This window comes from Streptomyces sp. NPDC002004, assembly GCF_053593975.1.
The window spans coordinates 124,540-150,557 of sequence record NZ_JBSFDP010000015.1; the positions used below are offsets into that span (position 1 = coordinate 124,540).

General features: G+C 71.1%; 17 protein-coding genes. 3 read left to right on the plus strand and 14 right to left on the minus strand.

Translation table 11 applies throughout. The features are described 5' to 3' along the window. Positions 1–164 precede the first annotated feature (164 nt). Entirely contained in the window at positions 165–770 is a 606-nt protein-coding gene (locus ACWCP6_RS22710; protein WP_450934317.1) for a YdbC family protein, read from the minus strand. 212 nt (positions 771–982) lie between these two features. Between ACWCP6_RS22710 and ACWCP6_RS22715 the strand changes: the two genes are divergently transcribed. Next, complete coding sequence (locus ACWCP6_RS22715; protein ID WP_450934346.1) at positions 983–1,513, plus strand: TerD family protein; 531 nt, start codon at positions 983–985, stop codon at positions 1,511–1,513. 246 nt (positions 1,514–1,759) lie between these two features. On the opposite strand, the gene ACWCP6_RS22720 is transcribed toward ACWCP6_RS22715, so the two are convergent. The 3 genes from ACWCP6_RS22720 to nrdR form a co-directional block, all read right to left on the minus strand. Continuing rightward, positions 1,760–2,878, minus strand: a complete 1,119-nt coding sequence (locus ACWCP6_RS22720; RefSeq protein ID WP_450934318.1) for a hypothetical protein — start codon at positions 2,876–2,878, stop codon at positions 1,760–1,762. Between the two features lie 421 nt (positions 2,879–3,299). Next, positions 3,300–6,200 carry a vitamin B12-dependent ribonucleotide reductase gene (locus ACWCP6_RS22725; protein WP_450934319.1) on the minus strand — a complete coding sequence of 967 codons (2,901 nt, stop codon included), beginning with the start codon at positions 6,198–6,200 and terminating at the stop codon, positions 3,300–3,302. A gap of 152 nt (positions 6,201–6,352) precedes the next feature. Continuing rightward, the gene (gene nrdR / locus ACWCP6_RS22730) at positions 6,353–6,907 is read right to left on the minus strand and encodes a transcriptional regulator NrdR (RefSeq protein ID WP_450934347.1); all 555 of its coding nucleotides are present in this window, start codon (positions 6,905–6,907) and stop codon (positions 6,353–6,355) included. Between the two features lie 540 nt (positions 6,908–7,447). Here nrdR and lexA point away from each other — a divergent pair. Next, positions 7,448–8,236, plus strand: coding sequence for a transcriptional repressor LexA (gene lexA / locus ACWCP6_RS22735; RefSeq protein ID WP_450934320.1), 789 nt, complete (start codon positions 7,448–7,450; stop codon positions 8,234–8,236). Between the two features lie 269 nt (positions 8,237–8,505). On the opposite strand, the gene ACWCP6_RS22740 is transcribed toward lexA, so the two are convergent. The 5 genes from ACWCP6_RS22740 to ACWCP6_RS22760 all read right to left on the minus strand — a co-directional run bounded on the left by ACWCP6_RS22740 (position 8,506) and on the right by ACWCP6_RS22760 (position 17,003). Beyond that, positions 8,506–10,494, minus strand: coding sequence for an ATP-dependent DNA helicase (locus ACWCP6_RS22740; protein WP_450934321.1), 1,989 nt, complete (start codon positions 10,492–10,494; stop codon positions 8,506–8,508). 40 nt (positions 10,495–10,534) lie between these two features. Continuing rightward, positions 10,535–12,466: an IucA/IucC family protein gene (locus ACWCP6_RS22745; protein WP_450934322.1), complete on the minus strand. Its 1,932-nt coding sequence runs from the start codon at positions 12,464–12,466 to the stop codon at positions 10,535–10,537. Positions 12,467–12,668: 202 nt separating this feature from the next. Further along, on the minus strand, positions 12,669–13,403 hold the full coding sequence (locus ACWCP6_RS22750; RefSeq protein WP_450934323.1) for a GNAT family N-acetyltransferase: 735 nt from the start codon (positions 13,401–13,403) through the stop codon (positions 12,669–12,671). A gap of 39 nt (positions 13,404–13,442) precedes the next feature. Continuing rightward, a complete protein-coding gene (locus tag ACWCP6_RS22755) occupies positions 13,443–15,371 on the minus strand; it encodes an IucA/IucC family protein (RefSeq protein ID WP_450934324.1) in 1,929 nt (642 codons plus the stop codon). 276 nt (positions 15,372–15,647) lie between these two features. Next, positions 15,648–17,003: a diaminobutyrate--2-oxoglutarate transaminase family protein gene (locus ACWCP6_RS22760; RefSeq protein WP_450934325.1), complete on the minus strand. Its 1,356-nt coding sequence runs from the start codon at positions 17,001–17,003 to the stop codon at positions 15,648–15,650. Positions 17,004–17,316: 313 nt separating this feature from the next. On the opposite strand from ACWCP6_RS22760, the gene ACWCP6_RS22765 reads away from it, so the two are divergent. Beyond that, entirely contained in the window at positions 17,317–18,537 is a 1,221-nt protein-coding gene (locus ACWCP6_RS22765) for a trypsin-like serine peptidase (protein ID WP_450934326.1), read from the plus strand. A gap of 156 nt (positions 18,538–18,693) precedes the next feature. Here the strand turns inward: ACWCP6_RS22765 and hflX are convergent, their stop codons facing one another. The 5 genes from hflX to ACWCP6_RS22790 all read right to left on the minus strand — a co-directional run bounded on the left by hflX (position 18,694) and on the right by ACWCP6_RS22790 (position 26,009). After that, positions 18,694–20,187 carry a GTPase HflX gene (hflX, locus tag ACWCP6_RS22770; protein ID WP_450934327.1) on the minus strand — a complete coding sequence of 498 codons (1,494 nt, stop codon included), beginning with the start codon at positions 20,185–20,187 and terminating at the stop codon, positions 18,694–18,696. A 254-nt stretch (positions 20,188–20,441) separates the two neighbouring features. Then, a complete protein-coding gene (locus ACWCP6_RS22775) occupies positions 20,442–22,004 on the minus strand; it encodes a M1 family metallopeptidase (protein ID WP_450934328.1) in 1,563 nt (520 codons plus the stop codon). A gap of 104 nt (positions 22,005–22,108) precedes the next feature. After that, positions 22,109–24,289 (minus strand): RelA/SpoT family protein, encoded by a 2,181-nt coding sequence (locus tag ACWCP6_RS22780; RefSeq protein ID WP_450934329.1) that lies wholly within the window; start codon positions 24,287–24,289, stop codon positions 22,109–22,111. Positions 24,290–24,462: 173 nt separating this feature from the next. After that, a complete protein-coding gene (gene dapF, locus ACWCP6_RS22785; protein WP_450934330.1) occupies positions 24,463–25,347 on the minus strand; it encodes a diaminopimelate epimerase in 885 nt (294 codons plus the stop codon). Between the two features lie 95 nt (positions 25,348–25,442). Next, positions 25,443–26,009 carry a hypothetical protein gene (locus tag ACWCP6_RS22790; protein WP_450934348.1) on the minus strand — a complete coding sequence of 189 codons (567 nt, stop codon included), beginning with the start codon at positions 26,007–26,009 and terminating at the stop codon, positions 25,443–25,445. Positions 26,010–26,018 lie beyond the last annotated feature (9 nt).

The window sequence follows — 26,018 nt, forward strand, 5'->3', positions numbered from 1 at the left end:
TAGAGCGGCTTCGTTTCCGTCGGGGATGCATCCGGGCTCCATCCGGCGGAAGGCGGCCCCGGGCCGTGGATCCGGGCTGCATCCGGCGGGCAGGGGCCTGGGGAGGGCCACCCCCTGCGGCATCCGCGGCAGACGCGCAGGCGTGGTCCGGGGTACCCCCGTGCTCACACCGTCCAGGACGGCTCCAGGTCGACTATGTCCCCGGTCAGCGCCGCCACGTCCGCCTCGGTCTGGGCGCGCAGGGAGAGCCGTTCGACCCGTTCGGTGCGGTACTTGCCGTGCTCGGCGGCCGAGTGCCACATGGAGAGCACCAGGAACTCGTGGCCCGGAGCCTCGCCGAACAGTCCCCGCACCATGCCCGGCGAGCCGGCCATCGCGGGATTCCAGACCTTCTCCTGCATCAGGGCGAAGTGCTCGGCGCGGTGCGCGTGGATCCGGCAGTGCGCCACTCTGACGAGATCGGCGTCCGTGAAGCGCGGCTCGAAGCCGGTTTTCACGTCGAAACGATGATCGAACAGTTTGGCCTGGACGTCCTTGAACGTGCCAGCCTGCGCCGCGGCCAGCCGGTCGTGGGAGCGCGCCATGAACGAGTCGTAGAAGGCACGGCTCTCCCAGAACGCGAAGATGTGCGCCACCCCCGGCCTTCTCTGGCTCCACCCACCGCCCTGCCCCCGGAACCCCGGCTCCCCCAGAAGCCCCGCCCACTTCCGCTGTCCCCGTTCGAAGCCTCGGCGGTCCAGAACGGTGCAGCGAATCCACTTGACCAGCACCGCGCCATCGTAAGGCCAGGGAGCGTGGCACAGGTCACCCTCGCGGGGGAGTGCATTCGAACCGGCACCTCGGCGCACGCGCCGGTGCGCGCCCCACGCACCACGATCGCGCCTCCCCAGCGATCCGGAGGCCGGTTTTCGGTGCGTGGGATCATGGACAACGGGCATGCACGACACTGCAGTTGACCGAACAGACGACGGAGGGGGACATGATGAGCGGCTTTAACAAGGGGCTCACCAAGGTCGAGGTGGCGATCAAGTGGGACCCCGCCCCGGCCGGCGCACCGCCCCATGATCTAGACCTCGTCGCGGCCACCTACACCGCGGACGCGCCTCACGGGGATCCGGCCTACCTCGTCCACTTCGACAGCCGTTCGCCCGACGGGACCATCGGGCTGGACCGGGACAGCCGCACGGGCCAGGGCTTCGGATTCGACGAGGTCATGACCCTGGAGCTGGACCGGCTGTCGTCGGCGTACACCCGGGTGGTGGTGGGCGTGGCGATACAGCAGCCCGGTGTGCGCCGGACCTTCGGCGACATCGCGAACACGGGGGTCCGGGTGCGTGCGGGACACGACGACCTGGCGACCGACGACTTCGGCTCCGTCGGCGGCGCGACCGCGGCGACCGTCGCGGAATTCAGCAGGGACGCCGACGGCGAGTGGCGGTTCCGCCCGGCTCTGCGGGGCTTCGACACGGACCCGGTGTCCTTCGCACGTTCGATGGGCCGCCCCTCCCTTTGAGCCCCGGGCTACCGGTGGGGATCGATCGATCCCGGGGTGCGGCATTCCTCGTGTGCGCGGTCGCATCCGGCTCGCCCGCGTCGCACCGGATACGCCGCCCTGGTCGTGGGCAAGACGAAGGGGACCGGCCTTCGGCCGGTCCCCTTCGTGAACTGCTGGTCAGCCGTCTGCGCGGACTAGGCCGGACGTTGCATCCGACGCACGTCCCCCAGGGTACTGGTGGAGATCACTTGTTCCTGGCGTGCACTATTCCTCGACATCCGGCTCTCGATCGGGGAACGCACGCAGCCTCAGCTGTGGCGCCCTGTGGTCGGCGAGCCACCGCATCCGGTTGTCATCCGCTGTGAACCCGGCGCGTGCGGTCTGGGTCCATTCCTCTCGGTCGAGGACTTCGAGGTAGGTCGCCCGGAGCGCCTCCTGCTGCGCCGCAGTACACCCCGCAGCATCCGGAGGCTCCGTAGTCAGGTGCTGAGTGAGCACCGCGATCGTGAAGTAGCGCTCGATGGTCGGGCTGAGCGAACCCACATGGCGAGCATGACCTTCCAGGACCACTCCTGAATGGGGGTAGCGAGCGAGGGTGAGACCCATCCCCCCGCAGTCGGTCATCAAATGGAGTAGCCGACCGATGTGGTCGACCATCTCGCTGTCGGTCTCCAGGTCTGCAAGTGCCTCATGGAGTCTCGCGACCGTGGCGACCGTGCCGGCGAAGTATCCGTTGAGGAAGTCGCCGTCGCAGGCCCTGCGAAGCAGCCATCGTCGGGCAGCTGGGTCGTCGAGTCTGCAGAGAGCCTCAACGACGTAGACGCGTCCCCAGCCAGTGACTCGCTCGGCGAGCCAGAGCAGGGCTTCGACTCCTCCGAGCTGACTCTCGAAAGCGTGCGCCGCCAGTGGCCCAAATCGGTTGGACAGCAGCCCGATCGTTTGAATCAACGGGATGTCGTCAGCCGTTCCCACAGCAGCGACCAGGGCCAGCCCAACGGTGACCGAGCATCGGTCGGTACCGTACCGGACCAGCCAGCGGCCCGTCCGGCGAACGCGTTCTCTGTCCACCCGCTCAGCCGCAGCAGCGATGTGCTCGTTGGGGTGAATCGGGACGTAGACGTCGTGGAAAGCGTCGGCCAATTCGCTGGGATGGGCGGAGGCGCTCGCGAAGTGCGCGTCCAGGACGAGCGCCGCGTCCTTGCCGGCCAAGCGCCGGTCCTCAGGTGTGCGCGGGCCTTTCCGATGACGGTGCAAGCCGTCGTCGGGGTACGGCTCCCCGTCGCGATGAAGCGGCTCTCCGGGAGCCAGCTGATGCAGCCGGAGGGCATGGTCGAACAGTGTTGTCGGTGATCCGGGCAGTCCTATCCCGGTCGTCTCGCTCATCGGCGGACGGAGGACTCGATTCTCTTGATCATGGCTCGGAGCATGTCATGCCAGGGCCACTGCCACAAGCCGCTATCAGCACCCGCCACGGTTCGCCGCTTCGGTGGACCGCAACATCGTTGAATCAGTTACGCGGCGCCGCTGACCAACGCATATGGGCTGGCCGCCCCAGGTGCAGGCCCGGGGCGGCCAGGTGTCACTTCTTCTTGCCGGACTTCGTCTGCGACAGTGCACTGCCTGCCACGGACTTCTGCGCCGGGGTCGACTTGGGGCTGTTCAGCTGCTTTCTCCGAACGCAGTCGTGGTGCACCGACCGCAGAAGGGAGGGGCGTCAGCCCAGGGCCGACGCCCCTCCCTCACAGAGAACACGCTTGGGGTTCAGCTACGTCGAATGTTGCATCCGACGCAATTCCGCCCAGTTTCAGCTGCAGCCGCTGGTCGAGCCGCAGCCCTCGCAGATGTAGCAGGAACCGGCGCGCTGCATCTTCGTCCCGCAGGAGAAGCACAGCGGGGCGTCGGCCTGGATGCCCAGCTGCATCTCGACGAGCTCGGCGCTGGTGTGCGCCTGCTGCGGGGCCTGCTTCGCGGCCTCGGTCTCCGCCTTGGGCGTGACGACGGCCTTCGGGGCCTCGATCTGACGCGGTGCGGACTGCGCCAGTCCCTCCACGTCGACGTCGTCGTCGAGGGCCGGCTCATACGAACCGGTCTCCAGGTGACGCTGGCGCTCATCCGCGGAGTGGATGCCGAGCGCCGAACGGGTCTCGAAGGGCAGGAAGTCCAGCGCCAGCCGGCGGAAGATGTAGTCGACGATCGACTGCGCCATCCGCACGTCCGGGTCGTCCGTCATACCGGCCGGCTCGAAGCGCATGTTGGTGAACTTCGAGACGTACGTCTCCAGCGGGACGCCGTACTGCAGACCGACGGAGACGGCGATGGAGAAGGCGTCCATCATGCCCGCGAGCGTCGAGCCCTGCTTGGACATCTTCAGGAAGACCTCGCCGAGACCGTCGTCCGGGTAGGAGTTCGCCGTCATGTAGCCCTCGGCGCCGCCCACCGTGAAGGAGGTGGTGATGCCGGGACGCCCCTTGGGGAGGCGCTTGCGGACCGGGCGGTACTCGACGACCTTCTCGACGGCCTCGCGGATCGTCGCCTCGGTCTTCGCGGTGACCTCGGTCTTCTCCTGCTCCTTCTTCTTGGCGGAGAGGGGCTGGCCGACCTTGCAGTTGTCGCGGTAGATCGCGAGCGCCTTGACGCCCATCTTCCAGGCCTCGAAGTAGACCTCCTCGACGTCCTCGACGGTGGCGGTCTCGGGGAGGTTGACCGTCTTGGAGAGGGCGCCGGAGATCCACGGCTGGATCGCGGCCATCATGCGGACGTGGCCCATCGCGGAGATGGAGCGCTCGCCCATGGCGCAGTCGAAGACCTCGTAGTGCTCGTGCTTGAGGCCGGGGGCGTCGATCACATTGCCGTGCTCGGCGATGTGGGCGACGACCGCCTCGATCTGCTCCTCCTGGTAGCCCAGCCGGCGCAGGGCCTGCGGCACGGTGCCGTTGACGATCTGCATCGAGCCGCCGCCGACCAGCTTCTTGAACTTGACCAGCGCGAGGTCGGGCTCCAGGCCGGTGGTGTCGCAGGACATCGCGAGACCGATGGTGCCGGTCGGGGCGATGACGGAGGCCTGCGAGTTGCGGAAGCCGTTCCTCTCGCCGAGACGGACCACGTCCTGCCAGGCCTCCGTGGCGGCGGCCCAGATGGGGGTGTCCAGGTCGTCCATGCGGACGGCCGTGCCGTTGGCGTCGGCGTGCTGCTTCATGACGCGCAGGTGCGGCTCGGCGTTGCGGGCGTAGCCGTCGTACGGGCCGACGACCGCGGCCAGCTCGGCGGAACGCCGGTACGAGGTGCCGGTCATCAGCGAGGTGATGGCTCCCGCGAGGGCGCGGCCGCCGTCCGAGTCGTACGCGTGGCCGGTCGCCATCAGCAGGGCGCCCAGGTTGGCGTAGCCGATGCCCAGCTGGCGGAAGGCGCGGGTGTTCTCGCCGATCTTCTGGGTCGGGAAGTCCGCGAAGCAGATGGAGATGTCCATCGCGGTGATGACCAGCTCGACGACCTTCGCGAAGCGCTCGACGTCGAAGGACTGGTGGCCCTTGCCGTCGTCCTTCAGGAACTTCATCAGGTTCAGCGAGGCGAGGTTGCAGGACGTGTTGTCCAGGTGCATGTACTCGCTGCACGGGTTCGAGCCGTTGATGCGGCCGGACTCGGGGCAGGTGTGCCAGTGGTTGATGGTGTCGTCGTACTGGATGCCCGGGTCGGCGCAGGCCCAGGCGGCCTCGGCCATCTTGCGGAAGAGCGACTTGGCGTCGACGTCCTCGATGACCTCGCCGGTCATCCGGGCACGCAGGCCGAACGTGCCGCCGGCCTCGACGGCCTTCATGAACTCGTCGTTCACACGGACCGAGTTGTTAGCGTTCTGGTACTGGACGGAGGTGATGTCATCTCCGCCGAGGTCCATGTCGAAGCCCGCGTCGCGGAGGGCGCGGATCTTCTCCTCCTCCTTGACCTTGGTCTCGATGAAGTCCTCGATGTCCGGGTGGTCGACGTCGAGGATGACCATCTTGGCCGCGCGGCGCGTGGCACCACCGGACTTGATCGTTCCTGCAGAGGCGTCGGCACCGCGCATGAAGGAGACCGGGCCGGAGGCGTTGCCGCCGGAGGACAGCAGTTCCTTGGAGGAGCGGATGCGGGAGAGGTTCAGGCCGGCACCGGAGCCGCCCTTGAAGATCATGCCCTCTTCCTTGTACCAGTCGAGGATCGACTCCATGGAGTCGTCGACGGCCAGGATGAAGCAGGCGGAGACCTGCTGGGGCTGCGGCGTTCCGACGTTGAACCACACCGGGGAGTTGAAGCTGAAGATCTGGTGCAGGAGGGCGTGGGCGAGCTCGTGCTCGAAGATCTCGGCGTCGGCGGGCGAGGCGAAGTACTTGTGGTCCTCACCGGCCTTCCGGTACGTCTTCACGATGCGGTCGATGAGCTGCTTCAGGCTCACCTCGCGCTGGGGGGTGCCGACGGCACCGCGGAAGTACTTGCTGGTGACGATGTTGACCGCGTTCACCGACCAGAAGTCGGGGAACTCGACGCCACGCTGCTCGAAGTTGACCGAGCCGTCGCGCCAGTTGGTCATGACGACGTCACGGCGCTCCCAGGCCACCTCGTCGTACGGGTGTACGCCGGGAGTGGTGTGGATGCGCTCGATACGCAGCCCCTTGCCGGCCTTGGTGCCCTTGGCTCGGGAACCTCGTGCCGGGCCGCTCGCCGTCTCTGTCATGCCGCCTCCCTCTATCGGGCTAAAACGCCCTGAAGTGCCCCGTTCTTCCCGTGGCACGGTGTGTCTCTTGCGCCGGGGCACCGCTCTCGCCGCCCCCAGCAGGTCCTGATCGCCGCCGTTCGGCCGGTCCGTCCTGCGGTCCGGCCCGCCGGTCACTCGGCGGCGGTGGCGGGCACGGGAACGTCGACCGTCCCTCCGGGCCCGCTCCCGTCCGCTCCGCGTTCCGCGCCCGCACCCTGCGCGTCCGCGACGGACTGCTGCGCCCGCTCTTCCCTGAGTTCCGCGATGGCGGCCTCGAAGTCCTCCAGCGAGTCGAACGCCCGGTACACGGACGCGAAGCGCAGATAGGCCACGAGGTCGAGTTCCTGCAGCGGGCCGAGTATGGCCAGCCCCACGTCGTGGGTGGTCAGCTCGGCGCTGCCGGTGGCGCGCACCGCCTCCTCGACCCGCTGGCCGAGCTGGGCGAGGGCGTCCTCGGTGACAGGCCGTCCCTGGCACGCCTTGCGCACGCCGTTGATGACCTTGGTGCGGCTGAAGGGTTCCGTCACGCCGCTGCGCTTGACCACCATCAGCGAGCACGTCTCCACCGTCGTGAAACGACGGGAGCAGTCGGGGCACTGGCGGCGCCTGCGGATCGACGTGCCGTCGTCGGTGGTGCGACTGTCGACGACGCGGCTGTCGGGGTGCCTGCAGAAGGGGCAGTGCATAACGTCCATCCCTCCTTCACAGCACGACTCATTGGCCTCGCTGAACCTCATGGGCCCCTCGAAGCAGCCCCAAGCATAGGCGATGCTCCCGACCCCGAAGGACCGGGGACCACAACTTGTGGGCTACAGCTGTAATCCAACCACTACATCTGGGGTTTGCCCGTAAATTCGCCCCGGCGCGTGTCGGATCGTCCGGGGACACGGGCAGCCGCTGGGCGCGGAGGCGAGCGCGACGCGCGCCGCGTCGGGAAGGGGGCCGGTACCGGTCCGGCCGGGCCGTGAATGGCAGACTGGGAACCCCCGGTCGGGGTGGCTCGATCCCGGCGGTGACCCGGCGGTGAAGGGTACCGCAATGAGCCGAATCGACCGGGAACGTCGAGTGGCGCGAGCGGCGCGTGGAATGCGAAGCGGCACTCACTACACCTACGCACATGATCACGTCACACAATCCGCGATTTTTCACTCGAACGTGTGTTTGGCGCAACCTTTCGAAAGCAACTACCGTTGGCAAACTAGGGAGAACATTCGAGAGGGGCCGACGTGACCACCACCGCAGACAGTGCCACCATCACTGCCCAGGACCGCTCCCAGGGCCGACTCGAGGCGGTGCATGCCATGAATGACGCAGCCACGAACCACGAGGGGCCCAAGCCCGCCCGCTCGCTCCCCGGCCGGCCCCCAGGCATCCGGGCTGACAGCACCGGCCTCACCGACCGGCAGCGTCGTGTCATCGAGGTCATCCGGGACTCCGTGCAGCGGCGCGGCTACCCGCCGTCCATGCGTGAGATCGGGCAGGCGGTCGGCCTCTCCAGCACCTCGTCGGTGGCCCATCAGCTGATGGCGCTCGAGCGGAAGGGCTTCCTCCGCCGCGACCCGCACCGGCCGCGTGCGTACGAGGTCCGTGGCTCCGACCAGGCGGCCCCGGTCCAGCCCACCGACACCGCCGGCAAGCCCGCCGCCTCGTACGTTCCGCTGGTGGGCCGTATCGCCGCCGGTGGCCCCATCCTCGCCGAGGAGTCCGTCGAGGATGTGTTCCCCCTCCCCCGGCAGCTGGTCGGCGACGGCGAGCTGTTCGTCCTGAAGGTCGTCGGCGACTCGATGATCGAGGCCGCGATCTGCGACGGCGACTGGGTCACGGTCCGCCGCCAGCCGGTCGCCGAGAACGGCGACATCGTCGCGGCCATGCTCGAAGGCGAGGCCACCGTGAAGCGCTTCAAGCGCGAGGACGGCCACGTCTGGCTCCTCCCGCACAACTCCGCGTACCAGCCCATCCCCGGCGACGAGGCCACGATCCTCGGCAAGGTGGTGGCGGTCCTGCGACGGGTCTGACCCCGCCCCCGACCGGGCCCCGGAACCAACTGCGCCGGTTCCGGGGCCCTGTGCTGTTCCGGGGCCCTTGCTCGTCGGAGGCCCTGGGCCGTTCCGGGCAGAAGGATCGTCCACGCATCCCGCGCCACCGGTTCCCCGGAGGGTGCCCCGGTTCCCGCATGGCTCCCGGCCCCGTCCTGTACGGGTCATCGCGGCCCGGGCCGCCGGCCCGCACCACCCGGACCCGGCGCCCGGGCACCCCTGGGCACCGGGTTCCCCGCCTCCTTCGGCTACTTCCCGTCGGCTGCCGCCGCATCGATCGCGGCCAGCGAGCGGCGGACCTGATTGCGATCCGTGGTGTACCAGAAGTCGGGCAGCGAGGCCTTCAGATAGCTGCCGTAGCGGGCCGTGGCCAGCCGGGGATCCAGCACGGCAACCACCCCGCGGTCGCCCGACGCCCGGACGAGCCGGCCCGCCCCCTGCGCCATCAGCAGTGCGGCGTGGGTGGCGGCGACAGCCATGAACCCATTGCCCCCGGCGTCCTCGACGGCCTTCTGGCGTGCGCTCATCAGCGGGTCGTCCGGGCGCGGGAACGGGATCTTGTCCATGACCACGAGCTGGCAGCTCGCCCCCGGGACGTCCACGCCCTGCCACAGCGAGAGCGTGCCGAACAGACAGGTCCGGGGATCGGCGGCGAAGTTCTTGATCAGCTCGCCCAGCGTCTCCTCCCCCTGCAACAGGATCGGGAACTCCGGGATGCGCGAGCGCAGCTCCTCGGCGGCCGACTGGGCCGCCCGCATGGAGGAGAAGAGCCCCAGGGTCCGGCCGCCCGCCGCCTGGATCAGCTCGGTCAGCTCGTCGAGCATGTCGCCCCGCTCGCCGTCCCGCGCGGGCCGGGCCAGATGCTTGGCGACATAGAGGATGCCCTGCTTGCGGTAGTCGAAGGGCGACCCCACGTCGACGCCCTTCCACACGGGAAGGTCCTCGGAGTCCGTACCCGGCTGCCCTGCCGTGCCCTCCGGGGCGAGGCCGAGGGACGCCCCGACGCCGTTGAAGTCGCCGCCGAGCTTGAGCGTCGCGGAGGTGAGCACCACCGAGCGGTCGGCGAACAGCTTCTCCCGCAGCAGACCCGACACGGACATGGGGGCGACACGCAGAGAGGCGCCGAAGCGGTCGTGGCGCTCGTACCAGACGACGTCGTACTCGGAGCCGTTGGTGATCCGCTCCGCGACGTCGTGCACGGTCTCGACCGAGGCGAGTGCCTGCTTGCGTACGGCGTCCTCGTCCTGGACGGACCGGTCGCGCGTGGACCCCAGGGCCGAGACGACATTGCGGGCGGCGTCCCGCAGGGCCATCAGGGCGTACCCGAGGTCCTCGGGGATCTCCTCCAGCCGGCCCGGGAGCGCCAGCTCCATGAGCCGCTCGAAGCCCTCGGCCGCGGTCTGGAGCTGGTCGGCGACCTTCTCGTCGACCAGTTTGGCGGAACGGCGCACCGCGCGGTTGACCTGGCCGGGTGTGAGCTCGCCGGTCGCGACCCCCGTGACCCGGGAGACCAGCTCGTGTGCCTCGTCGACGATCAGCACCTCGTGCTGCGGGAGGACCGGGGCGCCCTCGATCGCGTCGATGGCGAGCAGCGCGTGATTGGTGACGATCACCTCGGAGAGCTTGGCGCGCTCCCTGGCCATTTCCGCGAAGCACTCCGCGCCGTAGGCACAGCGGCTGGCGCCGACGCACTCGCGGGAGGACACGGACACCTGGGACCAGGCGCGGTCCGAGACACCGGGGGTGAGGTCGTCCCGGTCGCCGGTCTCGGTCTCGTCCGCCCAGTCCCGCATCCGCAGCAGGTCCTGGCCCAGTTTGCTGGTCGGTGCGGCCGCCTCGAACTGGTCGAAGAGGCCGTCCTCCTCGTCCTGGGGCACGCCCTCGTGGAGCCGGTGCAGACACAGATAGTTGGACCGGCCCTTGAGCATGGCGAACTCGGGCCGCCGGCGCAGCAGGGGGTGCAGCGCGTCCACCGTGCGCGGAAGGTCCCGCTCCACCAGCTGGCGCTGAAGGGCCAGCGTGGCGGTGGCCACGACGACCTTCTCCCCGTGCGCCAGCGCCGGCACCAGGTAGCCCAGCGACTTACCGGTGCCGGTGCCTGCCTGGACCAGCAGGTGGGAGCCGTCGTCGATCGCTTCGGCGACGGCTTCGGCCATGGTCACCTGGCCGGGCCGCTCCGTACCGCCGACGGCGGCGACGGCGGCGTGCAGGAGCTCGGGGAGAGAGGGCTTCGTCATAGACCGACAAGGTTACGGGCCGCCACCGACACCACAGCCGTCACGGCCGGTGCAACGGGTTGGGCACCGTGCCGTGCACGGCGGCGTGCGGGCGCTCGGGGCGGTCCCGGTAGCCGTCCATGTGCAGCCGGTTGCGGTTCAGGCAGAGCCGCTCGATACGGGGCGTGAACAGGTCGAACGCCTCGTAGCGCTCCTTCATCTCCGGGAAGCGTGCCTGGTGGCGCAGGATCTCCGAGCGCACCAGCGTCCAGAATTCGGCCTCGGAGACACCCAGCTGCTCCTCGCACAGGGGTGCGAGGTAGCGGAAGACGCCGACGAACAGCCCCGAATGGATGAACTGCGTGAGGAAGGAGGGCGGCTCGGTGAGGAGGACGGCGCGCACGTCGTCGGGCATGGACGCGTGCTCCGGGAGCGGCTCGGCGCTGACGTTGACGTCGTCGACGAAGTCCTTGACGGCCAGCCTGACCGGTACGTCCCGGTCGTCGAACACGACGATGACGTTCTCCCCGTGCGGCGAGAACACGGTGCCGTAGCGGTACAGGAAGTGCAGCAGCGGCGGCAGCAGGGCGGCGAAGAGATGCTGAAGCCAGATGCGCGGCGCGACTCCGGAGCGGGCGACGAGTTCCGCCGTGAAGGCGCGCCCCCGAGGGTCGGTGTGCAGCAGCGAGGCGAGGGTGCGCCCGCGCTCGCCCGGGGCGAGCTGACGGCCGAGCGGCTCGCGCCAGATGGCACCCAGCAGCTCCTTGTACTGGTACGGCACCTCGGGCAGTCCGTCGTAGACAGGGTGCCCGACGGTGACGGAGGCGACCTCCCCGAGGAGGATGACGCCGCACTCGTCGCGCAGGAAGGGGTCACGGTCCCGCAGACCGTGCATCCACGCGGTGACGGCGGGCGCCGCGAGGGTGCGCTCGACGGGGAGGCCCCGCCAGACGAGCGTGTTGAGGACGGACAGCGGCAGTTTCACGGTGTGCCGGTCCGGCCGGGAGATGTTGAGGAACGTGCGGATCGACTGCTGGGGCAGCCGCTCGTCACCGTCGGACGGCAGCGGGACGATGGCGCCCGACGCGACATGGGGGGCGAAGAGCGGCAGCACGACGTCGTCCCACTGCCAGGGGTGCACCGGAAGGTAGAGGTAGTCCTGCGGGTCCAGGCCTCGGTCGCGAAGTGCGGAGGCGAAGGCGTCCCGGGTGTCCTGGGCGAGCTCGCCCGCGTACAACTGCTCGGCCGTGTCGAGTCCCTTGACGCCCCGGTATGCCGCGAGGGCGGAGTGGACCGCGATCCACGGCAGCCGCACGGGCGTACGGGCCTCGGGGGCCCAGCGCCCGGCGTCGCTCGCGGAAAACCCGACGCGACCCTTGTTGAGCACGAGCCAGGGGTGGCCGGTCTGGTGGCCCTCCAGCCGCGCGTAGTCGAGGTCGGCGAGCCGGGCGGCGGGCAGCGCCGCGTGGTCGAGGCGGGTGTCGGCGGCGAGTGTGGCGGTCAGTTCGCGGATCGCGTGGCCGAGCGTCGCGCCGTCGACGTCGAGCGTCCGGCGGGCGCGGATGAGGAAGTCGACGGGGTCGGTGAGGAGACGCGGCGGCGCTTCGCCCTCCGTGAGCGTGATGCTGTCCGGATCGACCCGCCAGCCGTCGTAGGCGCTGCGGAGCGCCCGGAAGGAGAGCCGGTCGGTCTCGGCGTCGAGGGTGATGCCGTAGGCCGGTGCCCGGTCCGGCGAATGGATTCCGCATGCCGGGCCGGCGCCGCCCGGCCCTCCCGCCCCGGCATCGCCCTCGTCCGTCCGCGCCGGCTCCTGTGCAGCTGGGACGGCCTGCGCCAGCGGCACGGGCCGGATGATCTCCTCGTACGCGAACTCACCGATCATCTTCGCAAGCAGTCTGCGCCCCGCCCGGTCCCAGCCGTCCCGGGTCAGCTCGGACGGGTCGTACAGCGCGGGCGGTTCGCCGGAAGTCGGGGCAACGGACGAATTCGGCACGGGAACTCCTCGACAGGGGGACCTGGGCTTGGGGGTGTCCTACGGATCACGCCGGGCGCGCGGGGCCCGGCACGCACGTCTGCCGCGTTGTCGTCGGTCCCCGACGCGCCGCGCCGAGTCCTTCTCCGCCGTGCAACTGCGCGCACCGGAACCCCCTCCCCTCATCCGATCCGATCCGTACGACACCCCTGAGCGAGCGACGCTACTCGGAGTGATCGGGCGAGAACAGTCCGCTCGGGGTCCGGTCGCGGATCATGAGCGCGGCCCGTTTGTCGGGGAGGTCGATCTCCGCCGAGAAGCGGAAGCCTGCGCTGAGGAACGCCGAGACGGAGGGGGTGTTGCGCAGATCGGGTTCCGCGACGACACGCCCACAGGCCCGGCGATGGTCGAGTACGAGACCGGCGACGGCTCTCAGCAGCGTGGTGCCCAGCCCTCGGCCCCTGTCGGAGACACCGCCGATGAGGAGATGGACGCCCGTGTCGTGCGGGCGGGACGGGTAGTGGAGGGCCAGGGGGTCGAGATCCGCACGGTAGATCTCCCAGTAGCTCATGGGGGTGCCGTCGAGGACGCCGAGACAGGGAACGCTGCGTCCGTCGCCCTGGAGTTGGGGTCGCAGATGGTCCTCGGTGACGGACGGGGGCCCTGCCAGATCCCAGAAGGCCGCCACCGCCGGGTCGTTCATCCAGCCGCTGATCATGGGCAGATCGCGTTCGACGCGGACCGGGACGAGGTGGAAGACACCGGCCGGGGTGGTGGCGGGGCCCCAGTCCGCCACGTCGTCCAGCAGGTCTTCGGAGTTCAGGGAGGCCAGTGCGCGGTCCGCGGAGTCGGCGGTCCCGTTGAAGAGGGCCAGCAGCTCGTCGGGCAGCCGCAGGTCGAGGGTGTCCTCGCAGGCGGGCTCGGCCCCTGCGTCGGTGCCGGTGTCGTTGGGGGGCACGGCGACGCTCCTCTCAGGCGGTGGGGTGGGTCGTGGTCCTCAGGGATGGAGGGGGTTGGAGATGGTGACGTAGACGGACTGGGTGTCCACCGGGCCGACGAGTTCGTCGAGGCCGTGCAACCGGGTCAGCAGATTGGCCTTGCAGCGCAGGACCGGTGAGTCGAGCAGCCGGGCCGGCAGCGGCGACCGCAGCTTGTCGCGTCCGGTGGCGACGTCGGTGAGGAAGCGCCGGAAGGCGGCGAGCAGCAGGGGTTCGTCGGCCAGCCGCTGGGATCCGAAGGCGCCGATGAGACCGAGGACGTTGTTGATGGCGAGGTAGTAGGCGAGGCGTTCGTCGGTGACCTCGTCGGAGACGAAGGTGTCGCTGTGGACGCCGATTCCGGGGAGCCGCTTGTCGAGTTCGTCCCGCCGGGAGGCGCGGAAGTAGTAGCCCTGGTTGTCGCGGTACCGGCCGCCCGTGGGCCATCCCTCGGGGTCGAGCAGCAGCACGGTGTTCTGCTGGTGGGCCTCCAGGGCCACACCGGCCTCGCTGTCGAACCAGAGCACCGGGCGCACCACGTGTTCCAGGTAGCGCAGGAACCACTCGGTGGCGACGGCTCCGCGGGTGCGGCCGGTACGTCCGGCGAGCCGGGTGACGATCTCGGCGAGCCGCGACCGCATGGGTGCCTGGCCCTGTCCCGCCGCGCCGGCCGCCGGCCGGGGCGAGACGAGTCCCGCGATGCAGTTGGCGTCGTCCCCTGGGCGGAACGGGTTGTGCCGGATCATCACGTCGAGACCGGGCACGGGCTCGCCGTCCGCGCCCGTGACGGCCAGCCACGCCGGGTCGCGGATGATGTCGAACCCGGGGTGGGCCGCCTGCCACTGCTCGGAGAGGCCGCTGCGCAGGAGCCGGTGGACCTCGACGCCCCGGTGGAGTTCCTTGTGGAGGTTCTCCCGACGGGAGTTGGTGATGCGCAGGCCGAGCGACAGTTTGAGCATGGCCGGTGCGCCGGGGCGGTACAGCGTGCGGACGGAGGAGGTGGGGTACCAGGGGTCACCGTGGGGGCCGAGGTCGCGCAGCAGCCCGGAGTCGAGGAGTGCGGCGGCCTCCGGCCGGTGGGCGATGTCCCGGATCTGCCAGGGGTGCACCGGCAGCGCCGCGTACCCCTCGGGCAGCGCGAGGGTGGGGCCGGCGAGGTCGGCGGCGAGCTGTTCGGCGGGGACAGCGCGGCCGCGGTCGGTCCAGGCGGAGTCGGATGCGCGCACCGAGCGGTGCACGGCCAGCCAGTGCAGAGGGAAGGACCCGCGCAACTCCGGTGAGTAGAGGCGCAGTTCCCCTTCGGAGAGCTCCTCGCGGCTCTTCGGGGTGGGATGCAGCGGATGGCCGAGGAGGAGTGACTGCTCGGCGGAGAGGAAGAGATCGCCTCCGGCGGGGTCGTCCGCTTCGATGGCGGCGTCCGCGGTCGCCGGGCTCCGGCGTTCGTCGAGGAAGACGGCGGTACGGCGCAGCGAGTCGGCGACGCGGCCCACCAGGTCTCCCCCGGAGGCTCCGTCGTCGTGTGCGGTCTCACGGGTGAACAGGGCGGCGAGGGTGACGGCGTCCACCGGCGGCGCCCCCTCGGGGCCGTCCTCGAGGTGGGGCGGCCCGAAGCGGTGCCAACCGCTCGCCGACCAGTACTGCACCGGCACGAGGAGTGCGGTGCCACTGGCGGTGAGGGGGACGCGCAGGGTGCCGTGCTCCGGGGCGGCGATGTCGTTCTCCCGCACCCAGCAGCGGAGGAGGTTCTCGACGGCTGCCGCCTGTGCGGCGGTGTGCGGGTCGGGGTGGTCGAGCAGGTCGGCGGTGATGCCGTGCAGGTGTTCGGCCGCGGTGCCCCCTCCCTGCTGCCGCGGGACCGAACCGGGCTCCGTCGCCACCGAGGTCGGTGTGGTGCACGTTCCTCGCACGGGGGCGTGGGGACGGTCGTCGGGTGCGGGGGTGGCGTTCAAGACGGCTTCCTCATGGGGGTGCTCGGGCTCGCGGGACGGGCCGGGGGCGTGCTGATGGCGGGCGGTTCCTGGTGGTGCGGGTACGGACGCCCTGTGGTGGTGCCGGGGTGTGGGGGGGTGAACGGCTTCCGGATGATCGGCGCTTCGAGTCTCCGTCAGATGTCTCGGATTCCAGTGATTTTCAGAATTTTTCTACGATATGAGAGGTCATCTGCTACATGGTGGCTTCGCTGCCTCGGCAGCCGCAGGGGCGGGTCGCCGCGCCCTGCCGCATGTTCAGAGGTGCTGCTCACGCACCACTGCTTCCAGGGCGTCGGCGAGGCGGTCGACCACCGCGGTGGCCTGTTCGTCGGTGAGGGTGAGAGGCGGCAGGAGCCGCACGACGGCGGCGTGCCGGCCGCCGAGTTCGACGATGAGGCCGCGGTCCAGGCAGGCGCGCTGCAGGGATCTGGCGAGTTCGGGAGCCGGGGGCGGCGGTCCCGGGGCCGTGAGGTCCGCGGCGGTGGGGTCGACGAGCTCGACGCCGATCATCAGACCGCGGCCGCGGACGTCACCGAGGCACGGATGGGTGGCGGCCAGGCCCTGCAGCCGGCCGAGCATCCGGGCGCCGAGCACGGCGGCGCGCTCGGCGAGACGGTTCTCGCGGACGTGGGCGAGGGTCGCCGCGCCGGCGGCCATGGCCAGCTGGTTGCCGCGGAAGGTACCGGCGTGGGCGCCCGGCTCCCAGACGTCGAGGTCGTCGCGGTAGACCACGACGGCCAGGGGGAGGCTGCCGCCGATCGCCTTGGACATCACCATGACGTCCGGGACGATCCCGCTGTGCTCGACGGCCCAGAAGGCACCGGTGCGGCCCACTCCGGACTGCACCTCGTCGACGACGAGGGGGATGTCCCGGGCCTCGGTGATCCGGCGCATCCGGCGCATCCAGTCGTCCGGCGCGGGGATCACGCCCCCCTCCCCCTGGACCGGCTCGAGGATCATTCCGGCGGGCAGCGGGACCCCGGACTTCGGGTCGTCGAGGAGGTTCTCGGTCCAGTGGGCGGCGAGTTCGGCGCCGCGCGGCCCGCCGGTTCCGAAGGGGCAGCGGTAGTCCTGGGGGAACGGCAGCCGGGTGACCCGTACGTCCTGGGCGCCGCCCGAAGCCTCCAGCGCACCGGCCGTCATCCCGTGGTAGGCGCCGGTGAAGGCGAGCAGACCGGTGCGCCCCGTCGCCGTCCGCACGAGCTTGAGCGCTGCCTCCACGGCGTCGGTGCCGGCCGGCCCGCAGAACTGGACGCGGGCACGCTCGGCGAACGCGGGCGGGAGCGTGCGGAACAGCTCCGTCGTGAAGGCGTCCTTGACCGGTGTGGCGAGGTCGAGGACGTGCAACGGGGCGCCGGAGTCGAGGACTTTGCGGATGGCTTCGAGGACCACGGGGTGGTTGTGACCGAGGGCGAGCGTGCCCGCGCCGGAGAGGCAGTCGAGGTAGCGCCGGCCGTCGGCACCCTCGATGGTCAGGCCACGGGCCCGCACGGGGACGATCGGCAGGGCGCGCGCGTAGGTGCGTGCCGCCGATTCGCGTGCGGACTGGCGGCGCAGGATGCCCTCGTGTGCGGCGGGCGCCGCCGCGGGCGCAGGCTCGGTCACGGCCACGACTGCTGGTCCTCCCCTTGTCCATGGGTGAGTTCTCGCCGTTGTCGTCGCTCGCCGTCCGGTGGCGAGTGGGCGAGGCGGGGTGAACACCGGACGCTGGTACCCCGTACGTACCAACGACGGTGACCGCGGGGGATCACGGGCAGAGGGAAGATCCTTGCCGTGACGGAACCGTTGCGGTTCCGTCGGCGGTCCCGGACGGCATCGGCATAGGGTGGTGGGCCGTTCAGCGGACCGGCCGTCGACACGGCAGACCGCGCGCCGTTCACCCTGCTCGGCCGCGCGGAGTTCTCTTACTTCAGGGGGAGTCACCATGCGTTCGATACGCCCGCTCGTCAGCGCCCGCCGTGGGAGGGGCGCGCGGCGCAGAGGTTCCGTGGCGGCGTCCGTCGCCCTGGGCGCCGCACTGGCTCTGACCGCCACGGCCTGCGGTCCGGGTGACAGTGACGCGGGCGCCAAGGCGACCCCCACGGCGTCCCACGCGGGCGACGACAAGATCAGGATCCCGGACGACATCCGCAAGCGGCTCAAGGAGCACGGGATCGATCTGGACAAGTGGAAGCACGGCGACTGGAAGAACTGGAACCGGGACAGGTGGCTGCGTGAGGCGCAGGACTTCGTCAACCCGATCATCGACGGGCTCTGGAACCCGGACCGGATGCGGCGGGCCGAGGACCCCGACAAGGGGGTCCAGGAGAACGACATCTCGGGCGACCAGGGGGTGACCGACCGGACGCCGCTCCCGGTCGTCGCGAAGAGTGTCCGGACTCCGTACCACGACAGCGCGGCCGAGGCGGGGAAGGTCTTCTTCGACTCCCCCGAGGGCACCATGGTCTGTTCGGCGACGGTGGTCGAGGACCCGGCGCACCCGGGCAAGTCCAATCTCGTGTGGACGGCCGGCCACTGTGTGCACGCCGGCAAGAAGGGCGGCTGGTACCGCAACATCGCCTTCGTGCCCGCGTACAACAACCAGTCCATGTCGGGCGCACAGCTGAAGAACGCCACGCGCGAGCAGGTCGCTCCCTACGGCGTGTGGTGGGGCAACTGGGCGCAGACGTCGGCGCAGTGGATCGAGCAGGGTGGTCCGACCGGCGGGCAGGGCGCGCCCTACGACTTCGCGGTCATCCATGTGACGCCGGAGAAGGGCGGTGACGGCAAGTCGCTGGAGGAGACCGTGGGTTCGGCGCTTCCGGTGAACTTCAACGCGCCCGCCGTGCCGCAGATCCCGCGGATGACGGCCGAGGGCTACCCGGCCGCGCCGCCGTACGACGGGCAGAAGCTGTACCAGTGCGCCGACAGGCCCGGGCGGCTGTCGATCGTGAAGAACGAGCCGACCATGTACCGGATCGGGTGCACGATGACCGGCGGCGCCTCGGGCGGCGGCTGGGTGTCGCCGGGTGCGGACGGCAGGCCGGCCCTGGTGTCGAACACGTCGATCGGCCCGGTGACCTCGGGCTGGCTGGCCGGTCCGCACCTGGGCAAGGAGGCCAAGGGCGTCTACCAGTCGGTGAGCAGGAAGTTCGCCGGGCAGTGAGCGGAGCGGGCGGCCCCTGGGCCGGGGTCCGGGGGCGCCGCCCCGGCCGGGGCCCGCGGGCCGCCCGCACATGACCGAGGCCCCGTACCCGAATTGCTCGGGGACGGGGCCTCCTTCATGTCCTGGGCCCGGCTCGGCCGACCGGCCGGCCCGGGGTCAGCGGGCCGCTGCCGGCATGTACGGCGCCAGCTCGGCCGCCAGCTCCTCGTGCACCCGCGCCTTGAGCAGGGTGCCCTCCGGGGTGTGCTCCTCGGAGATCACCTCGCCCTCGTCGTGGGCGCGGGCGACGAGCTTGCCGTGCGTGTAGGGCACGAGCGCCTCGACCTCGACCTCGGGGCGGGGCAGCTCGACGTCGATGAGCGCGCGCAGTTCGTCGATGCCCTGGCCGGTGCGGGCCGAGACGGCGATGGAACGCTTCTCGATCCGCATCAGCCGCTGGAGCACCAGCGGATCGGCCGCGTCGGCCTTGTTGATCACGACGATCTCGGGCACGCCGGTGGCGCCGACGTCGCGGACCACCTCACGGACGGCTGCCAGCTGCTCCTCGGGCGCCGGGTGCGACCCGTCCACCACGTGCAGGATCAGATCGGCGTCGCCGACCTCCTCCATCGTGGAGCGGAACGCCTCGACGAGGTGGTGCGGCAGATGGCGTACGAAGCCGACGGTGTCGGCCAGCGTGTAGCGCCGCCCGCTGGGCGTCTCGGCCCGGCGCACGGTGGGGTCGAGGGTGGCGAACAGTGCGTTCTCCACGAGCACGCCCGCTCCGGTGAGCCGGTTGAGCAGCGAGGACTTGCCGGCGTTGGTGTATCCGGCGATGGCGACCGAGGGCACCTTGTTGCGGCGCCGCTCCTGGCGCTTGATCTCGCGGCCGGTCTTCATCTCCGCGATCTCCCGGCGCATCTTCGCCATCTTCTCGCGGATCCGTCGCCGGTCCGTCTCGATCTTCGTCTCACCGGGACCACGGGTGGCGAGGCCGCCGCCCTTGCCGCCGCCCATCTGCCGGGACAGCGACTGACCCCAGCCGCGCAGCCGCGGCAGCATGTACTGCATCTGCGCGAGGGCCACCTGCGCCTTGCCCTCACGGGACTTGGCGTGCTGGGCGAAGATGTCGAGGATCAGCGCCGTGCGGTCGATGACCTTGACCTTGACGACGTCCTCGAGGTGGATCAGCTGACCCGGTGAGAGCTCACCGTCGCAGATGACCGTGTCGGCGCCGGTCTCGAGCACGATGTCGAGCAGCTCCCTGGCCTTGCCGGAGCCGATGTAGGTCGCGGCGTCCGGCTTGTCCCGGCGCTGGATGACGCCGTCGAGCACGAGCGCGCCCGCGGTCTCCGCGAGGGCGGCCAGCTCGGCGAGGGAGTTCTCGGCGTCCTGGACGGTCCCCGAGGTCCACACACCGACGAGCACGACCCGCTCCAGCCGGAGCTGGCGGTACTCGACCTCGGTGACGTCCTCGAGCTCGGTGGAGAGTCCCGCGACCCGGCGCAGCGCCGCGCGGTCGGAGCGGTCGAACTGTTCGCCGTCCCGCTCTCCGTCGATCTCGTGGCTCCAGGCGACGTCCTCTTCCATCAGGGCATCGGCCCGAAGACCTTCGGTGTAGTTCCGATCAACGCTCTGTGCGTCCTGGGAAGGGGAAGAAGAGGAGGTCATTGGGTCCTTACGTCGTTGGGGAATCCGGATCGCGACGGGCTCCCGCCCGTCATCGTGGTCAACGTCCGGGGCCGCCGGGAGATTCCCCGGCCGCCGCCCGTCCCGGGGCCCGGCCCCGGACGACGGGGCCGGCCGCGCCGCCGACCCGATGATGGTCGCACGGCACGGCCCGTCTCGTCACCTGATTACCGGCCGCTCCGCGAGGGGCCCGCCCGGGCCCCTCCCCCGCCCGTCCCCCGGCGCCGCGCCGGGCGTCAGTGGCGCTTCTTGCCGCGGGGTGACGTGCCGTGGCCTGCGGGGTGCGCGGCCTTCGTCCCGGACTTCCAGCCCGGGTGCCCCGGCATCGCCGGGGTCTTCGCGCCGTACAGCCAGCCCTTGAAGAAACCGGTGAGATCGCGGCCCGCGACGTCGGACGCGAGGTGCACGAAGTCCTGGGTCGTGGCGGTACCGTCACGGTACGTGCTCACCCACTGCCGCTCCAGCTGCTCGAAGGCGCTCTGGCCGATCTCCTGGCGCAGGGCGTAGAGGACGAGCGCGCTGCCGTCGTAGACGACGGGACGGAAGATGCTGATCTTCTGGCCGGGCTGCGGGGGCTTGGGGGCGGCGGGGGGCCCGCCGGCCGCGCGCCAGGCGTCCGACTGCTGGTAGGCGGCCTTCATCCGGTCCTCCATCGGCCGGTCCGCGTGCTCCTGGGCGTACAGGGCCTCGTACCAGGTGGCGTGCCCTTCGTTCAGCCACACGTCGGACCAGCTGTGGGGGCTGACGCTGTCGCCGAACCACTGGTGGGCCAGCTCGTGCACCATGATCGAGTCGACGTACCACGCGGGGTACTCGGGCCGGGTGAAGACCTCCTTCTCGAAGAGCGAGAGCGTCTGGGTCTCGAGTTCGAAGCCGGTCTGCGCCTCGGCGATCACCAGGCCGTAGGCCTCGAAGGGGTAGGCCCCGACCTTCCCCTCCAGCCAGCCGATCTGTGCGGGCGTCTTCTCCAGCCACGGCTCCAGGACCTCACGGTCCTTGGTGGGGACCACATCGCGTACCGGCAGACCGCCGGGCCCCGTGCGGTGCAGCACGGTGGAGCTGCCGATGGAGACCTGCGCCAGCTCGGTGGCCATGGGGTGTGCGCTGCGGTACGTCCAGGTGGTCGTGGCGCCGCTGCGGGTGGTGCCGGTGGGCAGCCCGTTGGCTACGGCGGTGAGGTCCTTGGGCGCGGTGATGCGGAAGGTGAACAGGGCCTTGTCGGAGGGGTGGTCGTTGCAGGGGAACACCCGGTGCGCGACATCGGCCTGGTTGGCCATCGCCAGACCGTCCTTGGTCTGCACCCAGCCGCCTTCCGCGCCCTTCTCGGGCCGGGGGTCGCTGGTGTGCCGCACGGTGATGCGCAGCAGGCCGCCCGCGGGCACCGGTACGGCGGGAGTGACGACCAGGTCCTCGTCGGCGGTCTCGAAGCGTGCGGGTGCTCCGTTCACCTCGACGGAGCCGACCGTGCCGTGTGCGAAGTCGAGGTTGAGGTGGTCGAGTCGCTCGGTGGCGCGGGCGTCGATCCGGGTGACCGCGGTGAGCGGCTTGGTGTTGGAGCCCGGGTAGGTGAAGTCGAGGTCGTAGGAGGTGACGTCGTACCCGGGGTTGCCCAAGTGGGGGAAGAGCCGGTCTCCGATGCCGAGCGGGGTGGCGGGGTCGGGCGCGCTCGCCGCGACGAGGGAGGCGGTCGCGACGGCGGCGATGAGCGCCGTCCCGATCCGACCGGCCCGGCGGGGCGGCCGCGACACTCCTCCCGGTCGGGCGGGCAGCGGGGCCTTGGGGCACGGGGTGAGCAGCATGACCTACCGCTATCAGCGCGCACCCACCGCGTGGTGACGACGCGCGCCGGGCCCACCCGAACGAGGCACGGTGTGCGGGCCCGGCGTGATCCGTACGACAAGCCCTAGCGGGCCGCCGTCGTCCGGTGCCGGGTGCGGCTCACGTCGTACACGCCGGCGACGTCCCGCATCGCGCGCATGAGCACGGGAAGGTGGGCGGCGTCCGGCAGTTGCAGCGTGTAGGTGTGCCGTACGCGCTGCTGGTCGGGGGGTTCGACGATCGCGGACACGATGGCGACGCCCTCCAGCGCGATGACTTCGGTGAGGTCGGCGAGCAGGTGCGGCCGGCCGAACGACTCGACGACGAGCGTGACCCGGTACTCGGAGGTGTCCCCCCAGCGCACGCCCACCTCCGGGCGCCCCAGTTCCTTCATGCGCGCCACCGCGGGACACTCCACGCGGTGCACGGTGACCACGCCGCCGCGGACGGCGAAGGCGGTGACGTCGTCGGGCGGCACCGGTGTACAGCACCCGGCGAGCCGCACGGCGGCCCCGGGGCGGTCGACGACGGCGCCGGCGGTGACGGGCCGGACGGCGGGCGGCCGGGACGGGGCGTGCGGCGCGTGGGTGGCGTGCGGGCTCTGGCGGCGTGCCGGCTGCTCGGCGGGCGGCACCGGGACGGGGTGGGCGGCGAGCCAGCGTCCGATGGCGATCCGTGCGGCGGGGGTGCGCACATGGTCCAGCCACTCCTTGGAGGGCCCGGACGAGGCGTCCTGGCCCATGAGGAGCTGAACGACGTCCCCGTCGCTCAGGACCGTGCTGAGCGTCGCCAGACGGCCGTTGACGCGGGCGCCGATGCAGGCGTGCGCGTCCTCGCCGTACTGCGCGTAGGCGGCGTCGACGCAACTGGCGCCCGCGGGCAGTCCGATCGTGCCGCCGTCGGGCCGGTAGACGGTGACCTCGCGGTCCTGGGCGAGGTCCTCGCGCAGCGTGGACCAGAAGGTGTCCGGGTCGGGTGCCGCCTGCTGCCAGTCGAGCAGCCGGGAGAGCCAGCCGGGGCGGGTGGGGTCCGCGCGCTCGCCCTCGGTGCCCGCGTCGGTGTCGTCGCCGCCCGGTGTGTAGGGGTTGCCCAGCGCGACCACTCCCGCCTCGGCGACCTTGTGCATCTGGTGCGTACGGATGAGGACTTCGGCGACCTCGACGGCCATGGGGGCCCTGCCGAGCGCGTTGGTGCGGGCGCGCGGGAGGGCGACGGCGGTGTGCAGCGACTGGTACAGGTTGAACTTGGGTACGGCGATGAAGTCCTTGAACTCCGAGACCACCGGCGTGAAACAGGTGTGGAGTTCGCCGAGCACGCCGTAGCAGTCGGCGTCCTCGTTCACGAGAACGAGGAGGCGGCCGAAGTCGGCGCCGCGCAGCTCGCCGCGTTTCCTGCGTACCCGGTGCACGGAGACGAAGTGCCTCGGCCTGATGAGGACTTCGGCGTTGATGCCGGCGTCGCGGAGCACGGAGCGCACCTCGTCGGCCATGCCGGCGAGCGGTTCGTCGCCGCGCTCGGCGTTCGCGGCGATCAGTTCGCGCGTCCGTTCGTACTCCTCGGGGTGGAGGATCGCGAAGACCAGGTCCTCCAGCTCCGTCTTGAGGGCCTGGACGCCGAGGCGTTCGGCGAGCGGGATGAGGACGTCCCGGGTGACCCGGGCGATGCGGGCCTGCTTCTCGGGGCGCATGACGCCGAGGGTGCGCATGTTGTGCAGCCGGTCGGCGAGCTTGATGGACATGACACGCACGTCGTTGCCCGTGGCCACGAGCATCTTGCGGAAGGTCTCGGGTTCGGCGGCGGCGCCGTAGTCGACCTTCTCCAGCTTGGTGACGCCGTCGACCAGGTAGCGGACCTCTTCGCCGAACTCCGTGCCCACCTGGTCCAGGGTCACATCGGTGTCCTCGACGGTGTCGTGGAGCAGGGACGCGGTCAAGGTCGTGGTCTCGGCGCCGAGTTCGGCGAGGATCAGGGTGACCGCGAGGGGGTGCGTGATGTACGGCTCGCCGCTCTTGCGCATCTGCCCGCGGTGGGAGGACTCGGCGAGCAGGTAGGCCCTGCGCAGCGGCTCCAGGTCGGCGTCCGGGTGGTGGGCGCGGTGGGCCTCGGCGACATGGCCGATGGCGTCGGGCAGCCGGTCGCGGGTGGCCGGCCCGAGCAGCGCGGCCCGGCCGAGCCGCCGCAGGTCGAGCCGGGGCCGGCTCCGTCTGCGCCCCGCTTCGGGCACCGCCACGCCCGGCGTCACAGGGTTTGTGGCCTCCGCACTCATGGGCACCTCCGGCTGCGTGGACCGGCGGAGCGGCGGGGGCTCCTCGGGCGGTCAGCCCGGGGAGAGGGTCGGGGTGTCCCCGTCGTGGCCGGTGCTTGATGCTACCGAGCCCATCACGCGGTGCTCACCGGCTCTCGCCGAGCGTGAAACGGATCACCCATTCGAGCGAAGGATCAGAGGTTTACGGTTTCGAACCAGCCCGGGTCGATCTCACCCTCGGCGACGATGACGGCCGGTCCCGTCATCTCGATCTCGCCGTCCGGCCGCTCGGTGATCAGCAGCCGACCGCCGGGCAGGTCCACGGTGTAGGTCACCGGAGTGCCGGTCCGTGCCGGGTCGGCGCCGTCACGGCGGGCGGCGGCGATGGCCACGGCGCAGGCACCGGTGCCGCAGGAGCGGGTCTCGCCGGAGCCGCGCTCGTGGACGCGCATCGCCACGTGGCGGGGGCCGCGGTCGACGACGAACTCGACGTTCACCCCGTCCGGGTAGGCGGCCGTGGGGGCGAAGGACGGCGGCGTGAACAGATTGCCGGCGTCCGCGAGGTCGTCGACGAAGGCGACGGCGTGCGGATTGCCCATGTTCACGTTGCGCGCGGGCCAGGTGTGCGCGCCGACGCCGACGGTGACGTCGCCCTCGGCAAGCACCGCCCTGCCCATGCCGACGGTGATGTCGCCGTCGGCGCCGTCCGCCGACTTGGCGATGTGCACGGTCTTCACGCCGCCGCGCGTGGCCACGGCGATGTCACCCTCGGAGACATGGCCGGCGCGCTGGAGGTAGCGCGCGAAGACACGCACGCCGTTGCCGCACATCTCGGCGATCGAGCCGTCGGCGTTGCGGTAGTCCATGAACCACTCGGCCTCGGCGGCCATCGCCCGCGCCTCGGGGTGCGCCGCGGAGCGCACGACGTGCAGCACACCGTCCCCGCCGATGCCCGCGCGGCGGTCGCACAGGGCGGCGGCGAAGGCGGGAGGCAGGTCGACGGTGTTCTCGGGGTCGGGGACGATCACGAAGTCGTTCTCGGTCCCGTGGCCCTTGAGGAATGCGATCCGCGTGCTCATTCCTCGATCGTAAAGGGTCGCCGCGGCACTCGGCCGCGGCCGTCCGAGGGGTGGGCACGGATTCGGGACGGCGCCACGGGCGGCGCGCGCCCGCGTCAGCGCAGGCGGGCCACGCGCAGCACGGCGAGCAGCGCGACCACGGCGACCACCACGGCGTACCCCAGGACGACCCGCCAGTCGGGGCGGCGCCCGGATCCGCGCTGCGGCAGCCCCGGCCAGGTGTGTCCCACACGGCGGGCGGCCATCATGCCCCAGCCCGCGGCGCACGAGAAGATCAGCAGGCCGAGCATGGCCACGACGGGGCCGCCGTCGCCGAACTCGAAGGCCAGCGGGAAGGCGAACATCAGCGAGCCACCCGCGGCGAGCCCCACGATCGGCGCGAGCTGCCACAGGCGCAGCCGGCGCTGGGGGCGCAGCTCGACCTCGACCTCGGGGGCGGTCATCTCGCCCTCGCCCGGGCCGTCGTCGGTCACTCCGCCCGGCGCCGCGTCGGGACCGTCGGATGCCAGGGGCCCGTCGGCGGTCAGCGGGCCGTCGGCCGTCAGCCCGTCCGGGGCGCCCGCCGCGGGGCCCGCGATCCCGTGCCGCGCGCCGTGCGGCTGCGCTCCGAGATCGGTGTCTGGTTCTCCGCCCTGTGCGGTGTCGCGAGGGCCGGCCTCCATCGCCACGCG

Bases quoted from the DNA above. Each gene is read 5' to 3' on its own strand.
- nrdR (WP_450934347.1), bottom strand. From the start codon at position 6,907: ATGCACTGCCCCTTCTGCAGGCACCCCGACAGCCGCGTCGTCGACAGT.
- ACWCP6_RS22765 (WP_450934326.1), top strand. From the start codon at position 17,317: ATGCGTTCGATACGCCCGCTCGTCAGCGCCCGCCGTGGGAGGGGCGCG.
- ACWCP6_RS22775 (WP_450934328.1), bottom strand. From the start codon at position 22,004: ATGCTGCTCACCCCGTGCCCCAAGGCCCCGCTGCCCGCCCGACCGGGA.
- ACWCP6_RS22725 (WP_450934319.1), bottom strand. From the start codon at position 6,200: ATGACAGAGACGGCGAGCGGCCCGGCACGAGGTTCCCGAGCCAAGGGC.
- dapF (WP_450934330.1), bottom strand. From the start codon at position 25,347: ATGAGCACGCGGATCGCATTCCTCAAGGGCCACGGGACCGAGAACGAC.
- ACWCP6_RS22780 (WP_450934329.1), bottom strand. From the start codon at position 24,289: ATGAGTGCGGAGGCCACAAACCCTGTGACGCCGGGCGTGGCGGTGCCC.
- ACWCP6_RS22720 (WP_450934318.1), bottom strand. From the start codon at position 2,878: ATGAGCGAGACGACCGGGATAGGACTGCCCGGATCACCGACAACACTG.
- ACWCP6_RS22790 (WP_450934348.1), bottom strand. From the start codon at position 26,009: ATGGAGGCCGGCCCTCGCGACACCGCACAGGGCGGAGAACCAGACACC.
- ACWCP6_RS22715 (WP_450934346.1), top strand. From the start codon at position 983: ATGAGCGGCTTTAACAAGGGGCTCACCAAGGTCGAGGTGGCGATCAAG.
- hflX (WP_450934327.1), bottom strand. From the start codon at position 20,187: ATGACCTCCTCTTCTTCCCCTTCCCAGGACGCACAGAGCGTTGATCGG.
- ACWCP6_RS22740 (WP_450934321.1), bottom strand. From the start codon at position 10,494: ATGACGAAGCCCTCTCTCCCCGAGCTCCTGCACGCCGCCGTCGCCGCC.